The organism is Vibrio sp. JCM 18905 (assembly GCF_055393305.1).
This window is the reverse complement of the sequence record NZ_AP043879.1, coordinates 170027-186960: the sequence shown is the minus strand read 5'-3', so window position 1 is coordinate 186960 and position 16934 is coordinate 170027. Positions and strand designations below refer to the sequence as shown.

Sequence of the window (16934 nt, the reverse complement as noted above, 5' to 3'; positions counted from 1 at the left end):
GTCATTTATTGCCAAATACCCTTGGTATCAATAATCAGTCTATTGTTTATTGACATTACTTTAAAATCCTTGTGATCCACCAATAAAACTTGCACATCAGCTTCTTTTGCGGCTATATCAAACTCTACCAGTTCAACATTCTTGAGTTTCACAGGAATAGCTTCGATATTTGGCTCTACAGCGATTACACGACCTGCATGCATCTCTGCGATTTTTTGTGTAATTGCCATTGCTGGGCTTTCACGCAAATCATCAATATCAGGTTTAAAGGCCAAACCGTAACAAGCAACCGTCACCTCGCGGGCTGTTTTGTCTGGGTTTGCTTGTAAAAACTCGGCAATTGCCAGTTTTACTTTATTAATTACCCACTCCGGTTTGCCGTCATTCACTTTACGTGCCGTGTGGATAATTTGTGCTTCTTCTGGTGTTTTTGACACAATGAACCAAGGATCAACCGCAATACAGTGGCCACCTACACCAGGTCCTGGCTGAAGGATGTTTACGCGAGGGTGGCGGTTCGCCAATGCGATCAATTCCCATACATTGATGTCTAGCTTGTCGCAAATGATTGAAAGTTCGTTAGCAAAAGCGATTTGAACATCACGCGAGCTGTTTTCTGTCAGTTTTGCCATTTCCGCTGTGCGCGCATTTGTCACGACACAATCACCTTGCACAAAAGTACGGTACAACTCTACTGAGCGCTCAGAGCAGCGAGTAGACATACCACCAATAACGCGGTCATTTTCTACCAACTCACGAACAACGTGGCCAGGCAATACACGCTCCGGACAGTGAGCGATATTCACATCCGCTTGTTCACCATGCGTTTGTGGGAAAGTCAGATCACCACGAACTTCAGCTAGCCAAGCGGCCATTTGCTCTGTGGCCCCCACTGGTGACGTAGATTCAAGAATAACGAGGTCACCTTTTTTAAGAACTGGTGCAATGGCTTTACTTGCCGCCTCAATGTAAGACAAATCAGGCGCTGGTACTTCACCTTCTTTACATGGCAAAAATGGCGTTGGAACCGCAATTAAGAATGCATCTGCCGGCTCTGGCGCTGTGGTTGCTTTCAAGTAACCTTCAGACACGGCTGCATTTACGATCATATCGAGATCCGGTTCAACAATATGGATTTTACCTTGGTTGATGGTATCAACCGCGTGCTGGTTTACATCAACACCTATTACCCTTTTCTTACGTGATGCAAACATCGCTGCGGTTGGCAAGCCAATGTACCCTAAGCCAATAACTGAGATTGTTTCAAAAGACATAATTTTTCCTAACTAAATGATTATTTTGCTAATTCTTCTAAAATGCGCTGACATGCTAGACCATCACCATAAGGGTTGTGTGCAAAGCTCATCGCTTGGTAAGCATCTTTGTCATTAAGTAATACATCTAAACCAGTGACAATCTTATCTACATCTGTACCCACTAGTTTTACTGTGCCCGCGGCAACAGCTTCTGGTCTTTCTGTTGTGTCACGCATGACTAATACTGGTTTGCCTAGCGAAGGGGCTTCTTCTTGAATACCACCGGAGTCGGTTAAAATGATATGCGCGCAACTCATTAGGTAGATAAATGGCAGATATTGTTGAGGCTCGATAAGATGCACATTATCGACGTTTGACAGAATGCGATTTACTGGTTCTCTTACATTCGGGTTTAGGTGTACTGGGTATAAGATTTGTGCTTCAGGGTGGTCTTGCGCGGTTTTAGCTAAAGCTTCACAAATGCGTTCAAAGCCGCCACCAAAACTTTCGCGACGATGACCAGTGACCAAAATCAGCTTTTTGCTTTCATCAAGCATTGGGAATTGGCTTGCCAACTGTTGGTTAAGCGCACTGTCGCTATCAATTTTGTCTTTAACCATCAATAAAGCATCGATAACGGTATTACCCGTCACACAGATGTGTTCAGAGCTGATATTTTCTTGTAGCAGGTTGTGTTGCGAGGTTTCTGTAGGAGCAAAGTGATACTTAGTTAGTGCTCCTGTTAGCTTTCTATTGGCTTCTTCTGGCCATGGGGAGTAAATGTTACCGGTGCGAAGACCGGCTTCTACATGACCAACAGCAATTTGCTCATAATACGCGGCCAAGCTTGCTGCAAAGGTGGTGGCCGTATCACCATGGACTAACACGACATCCGGTTGAAACTCCTGAAGTACGGGTTTTAGTTCCAGTAAGATACGGGCCGTTACATCGTTCAGTGATTGACCAGCCTTCATCAAGTTAAGATCGTAATCTGGCTTTATTTCAAATAACTCTAATACCTGATCCAGCATTTCTCGGTGTTGAGCGGTAACGCAGCACTTCGCGTCAAATCGCTCATCATTTGCAAGCGCATGAACTAGCGGAGCCATTTTAATGGCTTCCGGACGTGTACCAAATACGGTGAGAATTTTCTTTTTAGACATTGTAAATAACCTAGGCCAAAGAATAGGACGTTGATGTGAATAATCGCGAGTGATGGATACAACGCTTCTGCTTACATTAAAAAAGCATTGTTGCCGGACAGCACAATAACCCCAGAGGAAAATACACAAACGAATGCGCCACAAGTGCGCAAGCGATACCTTTGGGGGAATAGAAATCTAGGTAGATAATTTAGGCGGGTCAGTCATTATCAAAAAAAGAAACTTTTATGAAGACTGTCGTTGATAGGTATTAGTGATAAACCTGATGCCTAGCCATTATCTTTTCAAAACAGTATTCATTACTGTTTTGTCCTCCTCTGACGTAACAGGAGGTGTTTTAAGTGTTTGTTTGAAGCCTCTATTTTAATTATAGAGCCTTGCCAGAAATGCAACTATGTGCTTAATTGTATTTATATTTATCTGGTGACATTTTTATGTCACTTAGAGAGCTTTGTTTTGCTTTTTGGCACGCTACCGCCCTTAGGTCTGGCTCCTAAAGGCAATGCATTTGGTTTTTTATCATTTGTGCTCAAGGCAAAGGATTGTATAGCAAACAGGTTGCAACGAAAAGTACAAGACTGACAAAAAAATGGCTTTTTTATGACAACTAACCAAGATATAAGGTGCCAGTTTAACCAGAAAATCGTAAATTCTGCCTACCTAAAGTGCGTTTTATAATACGCATTTATTCGTTTATATTTATTACAAAATGCAAAAAGTTGCCTATGTGGAATATGCATCACAATTTAATGCAACTTAAAGCAACTCTTAACACTCCCCTAGCATTTTGACTCCTACTTTCGTGTTTATCTGGTCGGTTACCCTCCCTCTTCTTTCTTCGATTCATTACATTGATGCCTATGAAAAGGAGATAGCTATGAAAGTACTTCATCATGGTGGGAAGGATACGGTGACAGGCTCTTGTCACGAACTGCGACTTGAGCAAGGGAGCATTTTGATCGACTGCGGGTTATTTCAAGGAAAAGATGCATTGGTAGGTCGTCATGATCGTTCGCTGGCGATAGAGTTTTCTTTAACCAAGGTAAAAACGCTGGTACTGACCCATGCTCATATTGACCATATAGGCCGATTACCATGGCTACTCGCTGCTGGTTTTAAAGGCAAAATCTACTGCACACAAGCAACTGCTGAGTTGGTCCCTCTTATGTTAGAGGACGGATTAAAGCTACAGCTGGGTTTAGGCAAACATCAACGGCAACATATATTAAATCTAATTAAGCAACGATTGGTGCCATGTCAGTACAATACATGGCTTCCTCTTAAGGGGTTGGCTTATATACGCTTTCAACCTGCGGGCCATATTTTAGGTTCTGCTTATTTGGAATTTAAACTCTCAAATAATGACGTAGTGGTATTTTCTGGTGATCTCGGTCCAAGTGATACGCCTTTACTCCCAGATCCGAAACCTCCTGAAAAAGCAGACTATTTGTTTATTGAGTCGACCTATGGTGATAAGCACCATGAAAGCGTGAAAAGTAGAAGCACTCGATTGCTCTCTATTATCGAACATGCGCTGGAAGATGGTGGTGTGATTGTTATTCCTGCTTTTAGTGTCGGTAGGACACAAGAACTGTTATTCGATATCGAACAGCTTCTGCACCAGGAGTCTTTATATGGTGCCCTGCCAATTATTCTTGATTCGCCTTTAGCACGAAAAGTGACAAAGACTTATCGGCGCTTTAAAAAGCTTTGGGGTAAAGAAGCAAAAAGGCGTTTGGATCAACATCGTCATCCTCTCGGGTTTGAACAATGTATTACGATTGAGACTCATACTGAACATATGAGATTGGTGAATCGTCTGGCGAGCACTTCTGAACCGGCTATTGTGGTTGCTGCTTCTGGGATGTGCGAAGGTGGTAGAGTGGTGAATTACCTCAATGCATTGTTACCAGATAGTCGTAATGATGTGCTGTTTGCTGGCTATCAAGCTGAGGGAACGCTAGGGAGAGAAATTCAAGAGGGTGCGAGTGAGGTTGATATCGAAGGAAAGAAAATTAAAGTTAAAGCTCAAATACATACGATGTCTGGCTATTCTGCTCATGCAGATCAATCCGATCTAATTCGCTTTGTAGAAGGAATTAATCCACCACCGAAAGAAGTGCATTTAATTCATGGTGAAGCGGAAGCACAAAATACTCTGTATAAGATATTGCAGAACTATCCAAACAAATAACAAACGACAAATTGACAATAACATCACAATCAAAGTCAAGAATGAGTTGCAGATATAATTATTAAAGCACCCTTTATATGTGATACATGTTTACGTCAAATCGGAAAAAGAGTTTGTCATAATAAATCACATAAAAGCTAAAAAAATACCCTCCTTCAACATCTAGTTCTTAGCGCCAAACTCCAGTCGTTCAGTTATTTATATGTATTCTCTCTCCTGTCTATACTTAATGCATAATAAACTACTTATTTCACATCAACTACTTATGAAACATTCCCCTAGAAAAACCAAAAGAACGCATACCACCCTGATACTTATAAACCTTCACGCTCAACCTCCCCCAATGATAACGTTTTTCAGTAGTACTAACTCGTTGCCCTCTTGCTGAGACTAGGAGTTTCGTAGTAACCTACTTCGCTATATTAGATAGTTGTCCTCGGCATAGGATAAAACTCCGTATGCTTGGCTACTCAACCTTGACAAGTAGCGACAACTAAACGGCTCATCCACAAAAAGATAAACCATTGGAGGCCCTGCGTGTTATGGATTACGCAAAACCGTAGGGCGGTAGCGTATCAAAATGAGATTAAAAACACCTCTTTACAAATTGATATCGATTGTATCAGTTTCTCTGCTACTCACCGCTTGTAGTAGTAAACCTAGAGAAGTGGTAGCAGGAGTTCCCTTAGTTTCTTCTTCACTTCAGGAGTTCAATGGTCAAATCATTCCAGAAAAATATTGGCCTGTTTTAGCAAATACAGATTCTACTGTCCTTCAACATCCAGAAGCTTCGATTCGTCTAGGCCCCTTCTATACATCGGCATTAGGTAACATGTGTCGAAATTTTGAGGTAGTAAACAACCACGGCAAAACGTCAAGAGTTGCATGCTTATACAAAAACCCTGAAGCCCCTAATGGCAAATGGTACATCATGAAAAACATCGTCGAAGACGCTACGTTTCTGAACCTTTAAAATCAATCAATTATGAGCAAAACAATCAAACAATGCTTAAGCGCGGTAGCTGTTTCCCTAATTTCTCTAACCGTAACATCAAATGAATTGACTAATTCACACTCTCTACAACCTTCTTTATCAGATCTTTCCGGAACCTCTCAGTCAAAGTCAATATCCCACAGTCAACCCACCCCCAATCAAGCTCTGGAAAACGGTACTTACACATCAGAAAATAGGAACAACTTACTTCTCCCCGGCGAGACTGATGTGAGACTACTGCTCCCTTCTTCTGGAGAAAACCTTCCTCCTCCCTATGGAGCAAACTTGTTTGCTGGAGGTTACGAGTCAGAACGAAGTGATGGATTAAATGAAAACTACTTGATTGCACCCGGTGACAAAATCAATATTTGGCTCTGGGGAGCGGTAACATATGCAGATGTTGTAACTGTAGATAATCAAGGAAATATTTTCATTCCTGAGATTGGACCAATTAAAGTTCAAAATGTAAAAGCAAGTGAAGTCAATAATTTTGTCACTCAACAAATTAAAAAAGTATACACAAACAACGTAAGCATTTATGTAAATCTATTAACTGCAACGCCTGTAAGTATCTATTTATCCGGTCCCGTCATCAGACCAGGTCAATATGCTGGTATGGCCTCCGATAGCCTCCTTTACTTTTTAAAACGAGCTGGCGGTATCGACTCAGAACGTGGAAGCTACCGAGAAATAGAAATAAAAAGACAAGGGGAAGTTATCGCAACGGTCGACTTATACAATTTCATTAGTACGGGGACACTACCTAAAATCAGTTTCAAAGATGGTGATGTAATCCTTGTAAAACCACAAAAATCAGCAATTACAGTTTCGGGTGGTGTCAGAAACCCTTTCCGTTTTGAGTTAGAAAGTAACAAATCAACTGGTAAAAAGTTGACCGAATATTCAAGGCCTTTAGCAAAAATCAGCCATGTTGGCGTCGTCGGAAATCGGGATAGTGGTCCATTCTCACTTTATATGACATACCAAGACTTTCAGTCATTTGAGCTAAAAGATGGCGATAAAGTCATTTTCAACGATGATCTGCATGCTCAAGTTATTGATGTTCAGGTTTCAGGAAGCTATTTAGGTCCTTCCTACTTCGCAGTTCAAAAACGGACTAGGCTACATGATCTGCTAAACTACATTCCGGTCGACCCTCAATTGGCTGACACTGGTTCAATCTACATTCTACGTAAAAGTGTTGCTGAGCGCCAAAAAGAGATGATTGAAGAATCATTAAATCGACTAGAAAGAAGCGTTTTCACTTCACCTGCATCTTCTGATGGTGAAGCAGCGATCCGAGCAAAAGAGGCAGAAATGGTGCTTCAGTTCACCGAACGAGCAAGACGAGTTAAGCCTCTTGGAAAAGTCGTTATCTCAGACGGTGGTCATATTGCAAACATATTACTAGAGCAAGGCGATATTATAACCATCCCAAATAAAACTGATTTGATCCAAGTTGGTGGTGAAGTCCTTATGCCACAAGCAGTTGTATATAATCCAAAAGCCACAATTGATGATTACATTGCATGGGCAGGTGGGTTTACTGAAAGAGCTGAAGACTCGAGAATCGCGATTGTAAGAGCGAATGGACTGGTCGAGTTTGATAGCCCAAATCAGATAAAAAAAGGGGACCAAATATTAGTATTGCCAAAAGTAGACGAAAAAACTATGCAAGCGGTTAAAGATATCACTCAGATTATTTATCAAATTGCCGTAGCGGCAAACGTGGCAATTAACTAAACCCATAACGTAGGAAACGTGGGAAGCGAGACAGAAACTTCCCTAACATATACATAATTATGGCAGTAGTAAAAAAACGAAGTACTTTGACAATATGGGGAGATGTAATCTTCGCCATATTTCTACGAGAGATAAAAAGTAAATTCAACGATAAACTTGGTGTAAGCTGGTCTGTCATATCACCAGTCGCATTTATCATGATTCTTTCCCTAATGCGTGGAAAAATGGACGGTGGAGAAACACACGGTGTTCCCACTTTCTTTTTTATGGTTTACGGCATGGTACTGGTGCAAATGTTTCTTTCAACGGTTAGCGCAGTTTCTTCTTCAATAACAAGAAACAAAGCCCTATTTGCTTTCCGCCAAGTTCAACCTATCAGTTCGGTTATTGCTATCGCAGGTTTTGAGCTGCTTTCAAAAATCTTTGTCTTACTCATCATATTTATTATTGCGTATTTCCTGCATATGGACGTTCACTTAAGTGATCCCCTTTTAGCATTGAGCAATTTAATCCAAGTATGGTTGATCGCTACGTCACTAGGGTTGATATTTGCTTTAGGTCATTCATTTGTTCCTGAAGTCGAAAAGTTACGGAGCCTGGCTATGCGTCCTATGTTTTTTATTTCCGGGACTTTTTTCAGTTTACAGGACATACCCAAAACACATTGGCACTGGCTGGACTGGAACCCAGTTCTTCATGCTGTTGAATTAACACGCTTTTCTGCATACTCATCCTACGGAAGCGTAGGCGTAAGTCAGGCTTACCTAGCAGTATGCTGCTTATTACTCTTACTACTTTCACTTTCTCTCTATCAAATTCTTTGGAAGCAAGCGATCAGTCGCTAAGAAATATCACGATGATTGAACAAAAATTTAGAAAATTCAGAAATTCATTGACAGATGAGCAGTTTGAAGATCCAGTATATTTGGAAGGGCAAGCAAGAATTATTGCCATTAGCGATGCCGCTTTATCCAATCGAATTCTTGAAAAGGCAAAAAGCCTACAACAACAAAAAGTTAATAAAATCAATGCGGTTATTCGTAGAAATAATCGAGTGTTGGAAAATGAATCTCTTGAGAATCCTTCACAGGAAAACGTTGAAGTAGAAGAAAGCTCTTCAGATGAGCAAAAGAAGCCACAGAATGAGAGTTCATCACTAACCGAAATTCAAAAAGATGATGTTACGCCAACAGCTGAAAGTGAAGAAAAACCGTCTGTCGAAGAACAGCCTGAACATGTTAAAACAGGCAGCAGAGGACTGTTGGTAAAATATCCCCTTTTAAAAAAGCAGTTGCCTGTTTTAGTTATTATTTCTTTTATATTTCTGTTTGCTTTTTATCAGGTATTTGCCGCTTCTCCTCGGTTTGAAAGTCGAGCCCAATTAATTGTAGAACAACCAGATGCAATGGCCACAATGGATACGTCTATGGCACTGTTAACTGGTTTAGGCGTTCAAACAGCCACCTCGGACAATCAACTACTAAAAGCATACATACTTTCAAATGATATGCTTGCGTACCTAGAAAGTCAGTTGGCCTTAAGAGAGCATTACACCAGTTCAGGCATAGATGTATTCTCCAGACTTCCGGAAAATGCAAGCTTAGAAGAGTTTGCTGACTACTATAAAAAACATATCAAAGTGGATATTGATGAAAAGTCGAGTGTTATTACAATTCTAGCCCAAGGTTTTGATATCAATTTTTCTCAGCAACTCGTCGAAGCTATTGTTGAAAGAGCAGAATGGTACATCAACTCAATTAGCCATCAGCTAGCAGAGTCTCAACTAGAATTCATCCGCAATGAACACCATCTCGTTGAAAAGCGCTTAGAAAAGTCACAGATCAACCTTCTCAATTTCCAACAAAAATATAATTTGCTTGATCCCACTGCCGAAGGTGTTGCTATGCAGCAAATCGCCTACAGTTTGGAAGGAGAAATTTCAAAAAAAGAAGCTGAGTTAAAAACTTTAAGAAAGATCATGAGCGATGAATCTTCACAAGTACAAGGCTTAAAGATACACCTTAAAGCTCTTTACGAACAACTCAATAATGAAAGAAGTAAACTATCAAACGAGAATGGCAATAATATTGCTGTCAGTGAGTTGCTTGCAAAATTCACGGACTATAAAGTTAAAATGGAATTGGCTTTACAAGCTTATACTTCATCGCAAATCTCTCTAGAGAAAGCCAGAATTGAAGCATACAAACAAATTAAATATTTAATTGTAGTAGAAGCCCCAACTAAACCAGAAGAAAGCACCTACCCAAGGGCAGTATATAATATTTTGCTGTTTTCCGTCGTGATAATAGGACTTTCTTTGATTTTAAAAATAATCGTTAGTGTAATTAGAGAATTACGATGAAGAAAATTTTAACCGTATTCGGAACCCGCCCAGAAGCAATCAAGATGGCACCTCTTGTGAAAGCATTAGAAGCAGATGCTCGTTTTGACGCTAAAGTATGCGTTACTGCGCAGCATAGAGAAATGCTAGATCAGGTATTGGAGCTATTTTCAATTGAGCCAGATTACGACTTAGATCTAATGAAAGCAGGTCAAACCTTAAATGACGTGACTGCCCGTATTTTATTAGAGCTAAAACCCGTTCTGCAAGAGTTTAAACCGGATGTAGTGTTAGTCCATGGTGATACTGCCACCACCTTTGCAGCAAGCCTTGCAGCTTATTATGAACAAATTGCAGTCGGTCACGTTGAAGCCGGATTACGAACCGGAAACATTTACTCTCCGTGGCCAGAAGAGGCTAATCGTAAGCTCACAGGAGCACTAACCAAATATCACTTCGCACCAACCGAAACGTCAAAAGAAAATCTTTTAGCGGAAGGCTACCCTTCAGATGCCATTACAATTACCGGCAATACAGTAATTGATGCTCTTCTGACGATAAAAGACAACATCGAATCGAATACCGAACTGACTTACAGCCTGGCTGAAAACTTCCCATTCCTTAAAAAAGATTCAAAACTAATTCTCGTGACCGGGCATCGAAGAGAGAGTTTTGGGGGAGGGTTTGAACGTATCTGCCAAGCTCTGGCAAATGTCGCAAAAACACATCCAACAGTGCAGATCGTTTACCCTGTTCATCTCAACCCTAATGTTCGTGAACCTGTTAACCGTATTCTTACAGGCATCAATAATATTCACCTTATTGAGCCTCAACAGTACCTGCAATTCGTTTATCTAATGAATCGTTCTGACATCATTTTAACTGACTCGGGTGGTATTCAGGAGGAAGCGCCTTCTCTTGGTAAACCTGTACTTGTCATGCGTGACACAACAGAGCGTCCTGAGGCGGTTGCCGCAGGAACGGTAATACTGGTAGGGACAGATATCGAGAGAATCACCCTCGAATTAAACACGCTACTTTCAGACTCGACAGCCTATGGGGAGATGAGCAAAGCCCACAACCCATATGGTGACGGCAAAGCTTGCGAGCGCATTTTAAACGAACTTGCTAAATAAGCTTAATTTTTATTTTTAATATTAAAGGATACAAAAATGTCATTTGAAACTATTTCTGTAGTTGGCTTAGGCTACATCGGACTTCCGACTGCTGCTATGTTTGCATCTCGCAAAAAAAAGGTTGTTGGTGTTGATGTAAATCAGCATGCTGTCGATACAATTAACAAAGGTCAAATTCATATCGTTGAACCTAAACTAGATATGATTGTACATGCAGCCGTAAACGAAGGTTTCCTGAAAGCAGTCACTACTCCAGAGCCTGCTGATGCATTTTTGATCGCTGTACCCACTCCTTTTAAAGGTGAGCACGAGCCGGATCTTTCATACATCGAAGCAGCTTGTAAAGCAATCGCACCTGTTTTGAAAAAAGGCGACTTAGTAATTCTTGAGTCAACTTCACCAGTAGGTGCCACTGAACAAATGGCTGAATGGCTAGCAGAAGCCCGCAACGACTTGACTTTCCCTCAACAAGTAGGTGAAAGTGCTGACGTTAACATCGCACACTGCCCAGAGCGTGTACTTCCTGGTCATGTTGTCCGTGAACTTGTAGAAAACGACCGTGTAATCGGGGGCATGACTAAAAAATGCTCAACTCGCTCTGTAGAACTATACAAGACTTTTGTCGAAGGTGAGTGTGTTGTTACAAACGCCCGTACGGCCGAAATGGCGAAATTAACAGAAAACAGTTTCCGTGATGTTAATATCGCATTCGCAAATGAACTGTCTGTCATCTGTAGTGAGCTAGACATCAACGTTTGGGAACTAATTGCCCTTTCCAATCGCCATCCGCGAGTAAATATTCTTCAACCAGGTCCGGGGGTAGGTGGCCACTGTATCGCAGTTGACCCTTGGTTTATTGTTTCGAAAACACCAGAACTTGCCCGCTTGATTCACACTGCACGTCTTGTGAATGACCAAAAACCTGATTGGGTTATCGATAAAGTTAAAGCGCAGATTGCAGATCGTCTTCTTGCACAACCAAACAAATCAGCAGACCAACTGACGGTCGCTTGCTACGGACTTACGTTTAAGCCTGATATCGATGATCTACGAGAAAGCCCATCGCTGAGCATTGCAAGACGCGTTGCTCAGCTTAACCTTGGCACAGTTCTTCTAGTTGAACCAAACATAGAGACATTGCCATCAGGCTTCACTGCGAACTCTGAGCTGGTTTCAACAGAAATCGCTCTCCAACATGCAGATATCCATGTACTTCTTGTTCCTCATAAAGAATTCGTTGAAGTATCAGTGAAATTCAATGAGCAAGCTAACGTAGTTGATACAGTAGGACTAACTAAGTAACTTATCTGATTAACAAGTGGGGAGCATTTGTTCCCCACAATTCTTTAGAAAGAAAAACACCATGCTATCAAGAACAAATAACTTAGTCGCAAAGATTAAGAGAGCTTTAAAGAGAAGAATTGACGAAAAGAAGAGAGCGTCTGAGTTAGTACTAAATTATAACGAACGTTCACTATCAAATAAGGCACTATCACATCGTTGCTTAATCAATAATAACTGCAATTTCGTTGAACTATATGGCGATATTAAGTCAGCCGATGAGGGAGACTGTGCATTTTTAGCGATCGATTTCTATGATGAACTAGCAAGACCAACATCTTGTAAGCAACCCTTCCATGGTTTAAAAAGCAATGATAGATATTCCTGCTATTCATATTTATCTAAAGATAAGTTTAAGCTTCTAGTAAAAATCCCAGACAATGCTTCTAGTATGTCTTTTAGAATCAGCTCTAGAAAAAACAAAGAAGCGGTGCTACTGCCAGGAACTTCTCTTTTCCAATTTTCTCTTAACTTTGCAGATGACGTATCGAATACGATAGCGACTTTCGATAGCTTAGATTCTAACTCGAATATTAATCAAAAAAGTATTGATAACACCTTATCCCAATACAAGGATAAGCATTTAAGAGTCTTACTATCTTTCCTATATGACCACTACAAAGATCTAAACTATAAAATAGCGTACCACATCGGATTCAATAAGCTGCAGATAACTAAATCGCTAGGATTAGCACAAGAGTTAAAAACCTTGTTAAATTTCAATGGCGAAATGAGAGAGTTAGCTAAGTTTATCGATACGGTAAACACAATGGAAATTCCAGGATGGAAGATGTCATCACGAAGAATCAATGATGATATTGATAAAATGGATAATGGATTCTCCTTTGATGAAACTGGGGAAAGAAAATACCCAAAATCAAATGTCGCATTCTATCTCCTCCATAACTCACTTCCTTACAACTCTGGTGGGTATGCAACACGAAACCCATGGACTCTTAAAATGCCTGAACAACTCGGGGTATGATGTTCACGGTGTCAGTCGTCCCGGTTTTCCTAGTGATCACAAAAAATATATCAGCAAAGACTTACCTGATGTGATCCCAGAGAAAGACACGATTGACAATGTTGACTATTTGCGATGTGACCAAAAAACACGGAAAAGCAGCTTGACAATAAGTGAATATGTAGACACTTACAGCGATCAATTAATCAAGCTTTCCGATACACATAAACCATCAATCATTCATGCAGCCTCAAACCACCCTAATGGTCTGGCAGCAGTAAAAGCAGCAAAGAAACTCGGCATCAAGTCAGTCTATGAAGTTCGCGGTCTCTGGGAGATAACTCGCTTATCTCGTCAAGATGGCTGGGACAACACTGAACAATATGAGTTTATGGCGAAGATGGAAGCGGAAGCCTGTATTCACGCGGATAGAGTTCTTACGATTACGCACGCTTTAAAGGATATCATGATTGAACGTGGTGTTGATAAAGACAAGATTTCCGTGGTACCAAACTGTGTAAATGTAAGTGACTTTACTCCATTTAAGGAAAAAAATGCCACATTAATGAACGAACTTTCAATTAAAGATTCGGACGTTGTCATTGGCTATATTGGTAGTATTGTAAACTATGAAGGACTTGACGACCTAATTAAGGCACTGCATCTACTAAAATCTCAAAACGTAAATAACTTCAAGATGCTAATTGTCGGTGACGGTGCTTACCTTAGCCACATAGTAGATTTAGTTAACACATTCAAGTTACAAGACCGAGTTATATTTACTGGCCGCGTTCCGCATGAGCAAGTAGATGACTACTACTCTTTGGTAGATATTACTCCTTTCCCTCGTAAGCCATTCTTGGTATGTGAAGCTGTTTCACCGCTAAAACCTTTCGAGGCAATGGCTAGTGGTAAGGCTGTCCTTGTATCTAGTTGTGCAGCTCTGACTGAAATCGTGAGTGACGGCTACAACGGAGTTGTATTCGAGAAGGGTAATGTTGATAGCTTTGCAAATAAGTTACGTGAATTAATTGAAGATCCTGCATTGCGACAGAAATTAAGCCGCAATGGTTATGAATGGGTTGTAAAAAATCGAGATTGGACTTATTCAGCAGGAATTATCGATAACGTATACCAAGAACTATTAGCGGAGCAGTAATTGATGACCCTACCTACTGACGTGTTTAACGAAACATATGACTCTCTCATTCCTATCGAGTGTTTTTTGAATAGAGTTTTCCCACCTGGTTTCTATGATAATGAAATTGAGGGTATTGTTCACAAACGCCTATTTAAACCAAGAAAGGATTGCGAGCCATACCAGTTAGTATCACCTATCGATTGGGAGGGCTCAATCCATAGTTCAGATAGAAACTGGCGCATGCAACTCCAGGGATGGGCAATGTTCCATCCTATAATGAATATTTTCGATACATTTGAAAATAAGGAACTTCTGGTAGATTATTTCTTTGACATCGTCACGGACTGGATGGAAAAGCATGGTACTGATAATGACCATACCACTACCTCAAGAATGCCTTCGAGTTATGCCTGGTATGACATGTCGGTAGGTTTCAGGGCGCTGGTTCTAGCATTTTTTATAAATAGAATCAGCTATCATAAGCTTAATATTGATCAAAGTAGATGTAATTTACTCGCGCGAGCAGCTGAGAAACATTTAAACAATCTGTGTTTCAGCGATGCATTTAGCTTAAACAATCATGGCCTATTCCAAATTCAAGGACTTATGGCCTTAATTAATTTAACTACGTTCAGTGAAAACTCAGAACGGAAGAAATATGCTTTAGAAAAAATGGAAGAGCTTATTTTTTCACAGTTCACTAGAGAGGGTATTCACAAAGAACATTCTCCACACTACCATTTCTACGCCACTGACACGGCCTTGTCTATTATTAAGACTGGTTGGTATAGCAGTTCAAAAACAATAGAAGACATTGTTTTATTGGCTGACAAGAATAAATGCTGGATGGTTGACCCATTAAAACGGCCAGTATGCGTTGGAGACTCAATATTAACTGAGCAAAAGAGACTCACACTTCCAGATGGTTCTGGAGAAAAAACAATCGTAGGCGATTTTTCTGAGAGTGGTTATAGCATTGTAAAAAGTGATTGGCAGGGTGATGTTGATACTTCTCATATGCTTTTCCTGACTGGTATGTATCATACTAAATCACATAAGCACAGAGACTGCCTGTCATTTGAACTATTTAATAATGGTACTCGCCTACTATGTGACTCAGGTAAATACGGTTACCGAAGTGATAAATACCGTAACTACTTCCTAAGCCACCGAGCTCATAACACTGTCGAGATTGAAGGGTTTGACATTATAAAAATCAAACCATATCAAACTTGCCTAAATGCGGTTGTCAAAGACAAGAACGACAACTACATTCTGGAAGGTAAACTAGACTACCCTGCAATAAAACATCACCGTAAGCTCAGCTACAAGCCAAATAATTGGCTTCTGGTGGAAGACAATTTACAGTTTGCTCGTGGTAGATCGTTTACTCAATGGTTCCACTTAGGGATTGGCTTTGAACTGGTCAGCTATAAGAACGGCTACTACAAGTTTATCAATAAAAGCAATCAAGTTATTGAAATTGAATGCCTGAATAAAGAGTTAGAAACTACGTTTAGCTTTGGCGATGAATCAGCCATGCAGGGATTTATCTCTGAGAAGGACTACATGTACGAAAAGGCGGTTGCTATCGGGTTTTCTGGTAACGCTAAAGCATGTAACGTACAAACTATTATCAGATACAGCAATGACACGAGTTTTAAAGAGTACCTTTCCACAGATAGAGGTGCTGGGCAAATCGTTTCTGATGAGCTGAAATCAAGTCTGAAACAGCCATTACTGAAAAATATTAAGAATTTTTTTTTTGAAAATGAAAATATTAATATTCCGCAGGGAAAATCTACAATTTCTTGCCTAGTTGATGACGTTCCTTTACAGTTTTACTCCGAGCGTAAGAAAAAAGCCGATTCTCTTTTAATTATGTTGCCCGGTGCAACCAACAGGGCTAAAGGCTATGTTGATTTTCAACGGCACTCATGGTCGGAAGATATAAATTGTCATGTTGTTAGCTTTTCGGATCCGACCATATCCTCAGAAAATGAGCTATCAATTGGTTGGTTCCAGTACAAAGAGAAAGTAAACTGTATAGCGTCACTTTCAAAAGCAATTACAGCAATTGCCAAAAATTTGAATATTGATCAGAAAAATGTATGTATCTTCGGCTCATCAGCCGGAGGGTTTACTTCACTGAAAGTATCAGAATACCTTCCTGAACCGACAGTGATTGCCATTAACCCTCAGCTTTATCTTAACTTGTATACTCGTAGTCATTTTGAGTCAATGGTAAACTACTCTTACAACGGTAAGGATATAGAGTCTAAGACTCACCCTCTTCACGAAAGAATAAGTATTTCGTCAGAAAAGATAAAACAGAGAAGCAATCATACTTATATTGTGCAAAATAGTGACGATGTTAGACATTATGAAAGACATCTTAAGCGATTTATTAATGAATACTCAGATGAGAACTTAAACCTCAATGAAGTGAATAATTGGCATGAGATAAAATCAACAGATGGGCTTAACATTGTAATTTATAAAGACCCAGAGCTTAGTCATTCACCACCAAACCGAAGTGACACATTAGAATTGATTAAATTTATATTTAAAAACGCATAAAAACAGATAGAGTTCAGTTAAACTGAACTCTATCTAAACTCAACCATAATATAATAAACGTCGAAAAATTATTGGTATAAA

General features: G+C 40.2%; 12 protein-coding genes. 10 read left to right on the top strand and 2 right to left on the bottom strand.

Annotated elements, in window-relative coordinates:
• Window positions 1-5 precede the first annotated feature (5 nt).
• Complete coding sequence (gene wecC, locus ACZ5ZC_RS09070; protein WP_464931855.1) at window positions 6-1274, bottom strand: UDP-N-acetyl-D-mannosamine dehydrogenase; 1269 nt, start codon at window positions 1272-1274, stop codon at window positions 6-8.
• Window positions 1275-1294: 20 nt separating this feature from the next.
• Window positions 1295-2419, bottom strand: a complete 1125-nt coding sequence (gene wecB, locus ACZ5ZC_RS09065; RefSeq protein ID WP_464931854.1) for a non-hydrolyzing UDP-N-acetylglucosamine 2-epimerase — start codon at window positions 2417-2419, stop codon at window positions 1295-1297.
• 877 nt (window positions 2420-3296) lie between these two features.
• On the opposite strand from wecB (ACZ5ZC_RS09065), the gene ACZ5ZC_RS09060 reads away from it, so the two are divergent.
• From ACZ5ZC_RS09060 to ACZ5ZC_RS09015, 10 genes are all read left to right on the top strand, one after another.
• Window positions 3297-4613, top strand: coding sequence for an MBL fold metallo-hydrolase RNA specificity domain-containing protein (locus ACZ5ZC_RS09060; RefSeq protein WP_464931853.1), 1317 nt, complete (start codon window positions 3297-3299; stop codon window positions 4611-4613).
• Window positions 4614-5193: 580 nt separating this feature from the next.
• Window positions 5194-5586: a hypothetical protein gene (locus ACZ5ZC_RS09055; RefSeq protein WP_134647650.1), complete on the top strand. Its 393-nt coding sequence runs from the start codon at window positions 5194-5196 to the stop codon at window positions 5584-5586.
• A gap of 12 nt (window positions 5587-5598) precedes the next feature.
• Window positions 5599-7350 (top strand): polysaccharide biosynthesis/export family protein, encoded by a 1752-nt coding sequence (locus tag ACZ5ZC_RS09050; protein ID WP_134647648.1) that lies wholly within the window; start codon window positions 5599-5601, stop codon window positions 7348-7350.
• 59 nt (window positions 7351-7409) lie between these two features.
• Window positions 7410-8195: an ABC transporter permease gene (locus ACZ5ZC_RS09045; RefSeq protein ID WP_464931852.1), complete on the top strand. Its 786-nt coding sequence runs from the start codon at window positions 7410-7412 to the stop codon at window positions 8193-8195.
• Window positions 8196-8206: 11 nt separating this feature from the next.
• Window positions 8207-9712 carry a KpsE/RkpR family capsule polysaccharide export protein gene (locus tag ACZ5ZC_RS09040; RefSeq protein ID WP_464931851.1) on the top strand — a complete coding sequence of 502 codons (1506 nt, stop codon included), beginning with the start codon at window positions 8207-8209 and terminating at the stop codon, window positions 9710-9712.
• Window positions 9703-10827, top strand: coding sequence for a non-hydrolyzing UDP-N-acetylglucosamine 2-epimerase (gene wecB / locus ACZ5ZC_RS09035; protein WP_464932131.1), 1125 nt, complete (start codon window positions 9703-9705; stop codon window positions 10825-10827). The genes ACZ5ZC_RS09040 and wecB (ACZ5ZC_RS09035) overlap by 10 nt, the downstream gene beginning before the upstream one ends.
• 36 nt (window positions 10828-10863) lie before the next feature.
• Window positions 10864-12129, top strand: coding sequence for a UDP-N-acetyl-D-mannosamine dehydrogenase (wecC, locus tag ACZ5ZC_RS09030; RefSeq protein WP_134647640.1), 1266 nt, complete (start codon window positions 10864-10866; stop codon window positions 12127-12129).
• 61 nt (window positions 12130-12190) lie between these two features.
• Entirely contained in the window at window positions 12191-13153 is a 963-nt protein-coding gene (locus ACZ5ZC_RS09025; protein WP_464931850.1) for a hypothetical protein, read from the top strand.
• Window positions 13101-14291 (top strand): glycosyltransferase family 4 protein, encoded by a 1191-nt coding sequence (locus ACZ5ZC_RS09020; protein WP_464931849.1) that lies wholly within the window; start codon window positions 13101-13103, stop codon window positions 14289-14291. Before ACZ5ZC_RS09025 ends, ACZ5ZC_RS09020 begins: the two co-directional genes overlap by 53 nt.
• A 3-nt stretch (window positions 14292-14294) precedes the next feature.
• Entirely contained in the window at window positions 14295-16853 is a 2559-nt protein-coding gene (locus ACZ5ZC_RS09015; protein ID WP_464931848.1) for a YqiA/YcfP family alpha/beta fold hydrolase, read from the top strand.
• The last annotated feature ends 81 nt before the right edge of the window (window positions 16854-16934 follow it).

Coding starts and splice junctions, on each gene's coding strand:
- wecC (WP_134647640.1), top strand. CDS start 10,864: ATGTCATTTGAAACTATTTCTGTAGTTGGCTTAGGCTACATCGGACTT.
- ACZ5ZC_RS09015 (WP_464931848.1), top strand. CDS start 14,295: ATGACCCTACCTACTGACGTGTTTAACGAAACATATGACTCTCTCATT.
- ACZ5ZC_RS09020 (WP_464931849.1), top strand. CDS start 13,101: ATGCAACACGAAACCCATGGACTCTTAAAATGCCTGAACAACTCGGGG.
- wecB (WP_464931854.1), bottom strand. CDS start 2,419: ATGTCTAAAAAGAAAATTCTCACCGTATTTGGTACACGTCCGGAAGCC.
- ACZ5ZC_RS09060 (WP_464931853.1), top strand. CDS start 3,297: ATGAAAGTACTTCATCATGGTGGGAAGGATACGGTGACAGGCTCTTGT.
- ACZ5ZC_RS09050 (WP_134647648.1), top strand. CDS start 5,599: ATGAGCAAAACAATCAAACAATGCTTAAGCGCGGTAGCTGTTTCCCTA.
- ACZ5ZC_RS09045 (WP_464931852.1), top strand. CDS start 7,410: ATGGCAGTAGTAAAAAAACGAAGTACTTTGACAATATGGGGAGATGTA.
- wecC (WP_464931855.1), bottom strand. CDS start 1,274: ATGTCTTTTGAAACAATCTCAGTTATTGGCTTAGGGTACATTGGCTTG.
- ACZ5ZC_RS09040 (WP_464931851.1), top strand. CDS start 8,207: ATGATTGAACAAAAATTTAGAAAATTCAGAAATTCATTGACAGATGAG.
- ACZ5ZC_RS09055 (WP_134647650.1), top strand. CDS start 5,194: ATGAGATTAAAAACACCTCTTTACAAATTGATATCGATTGTATCAGTT.
- ACZ5ZC_RS09025 (WP_464931850.1), top strand. CDS start 12,191: ATGCTATCAAGAACAAATAACTTAGTCGCAAAGATTAAGAGAGCTTTA.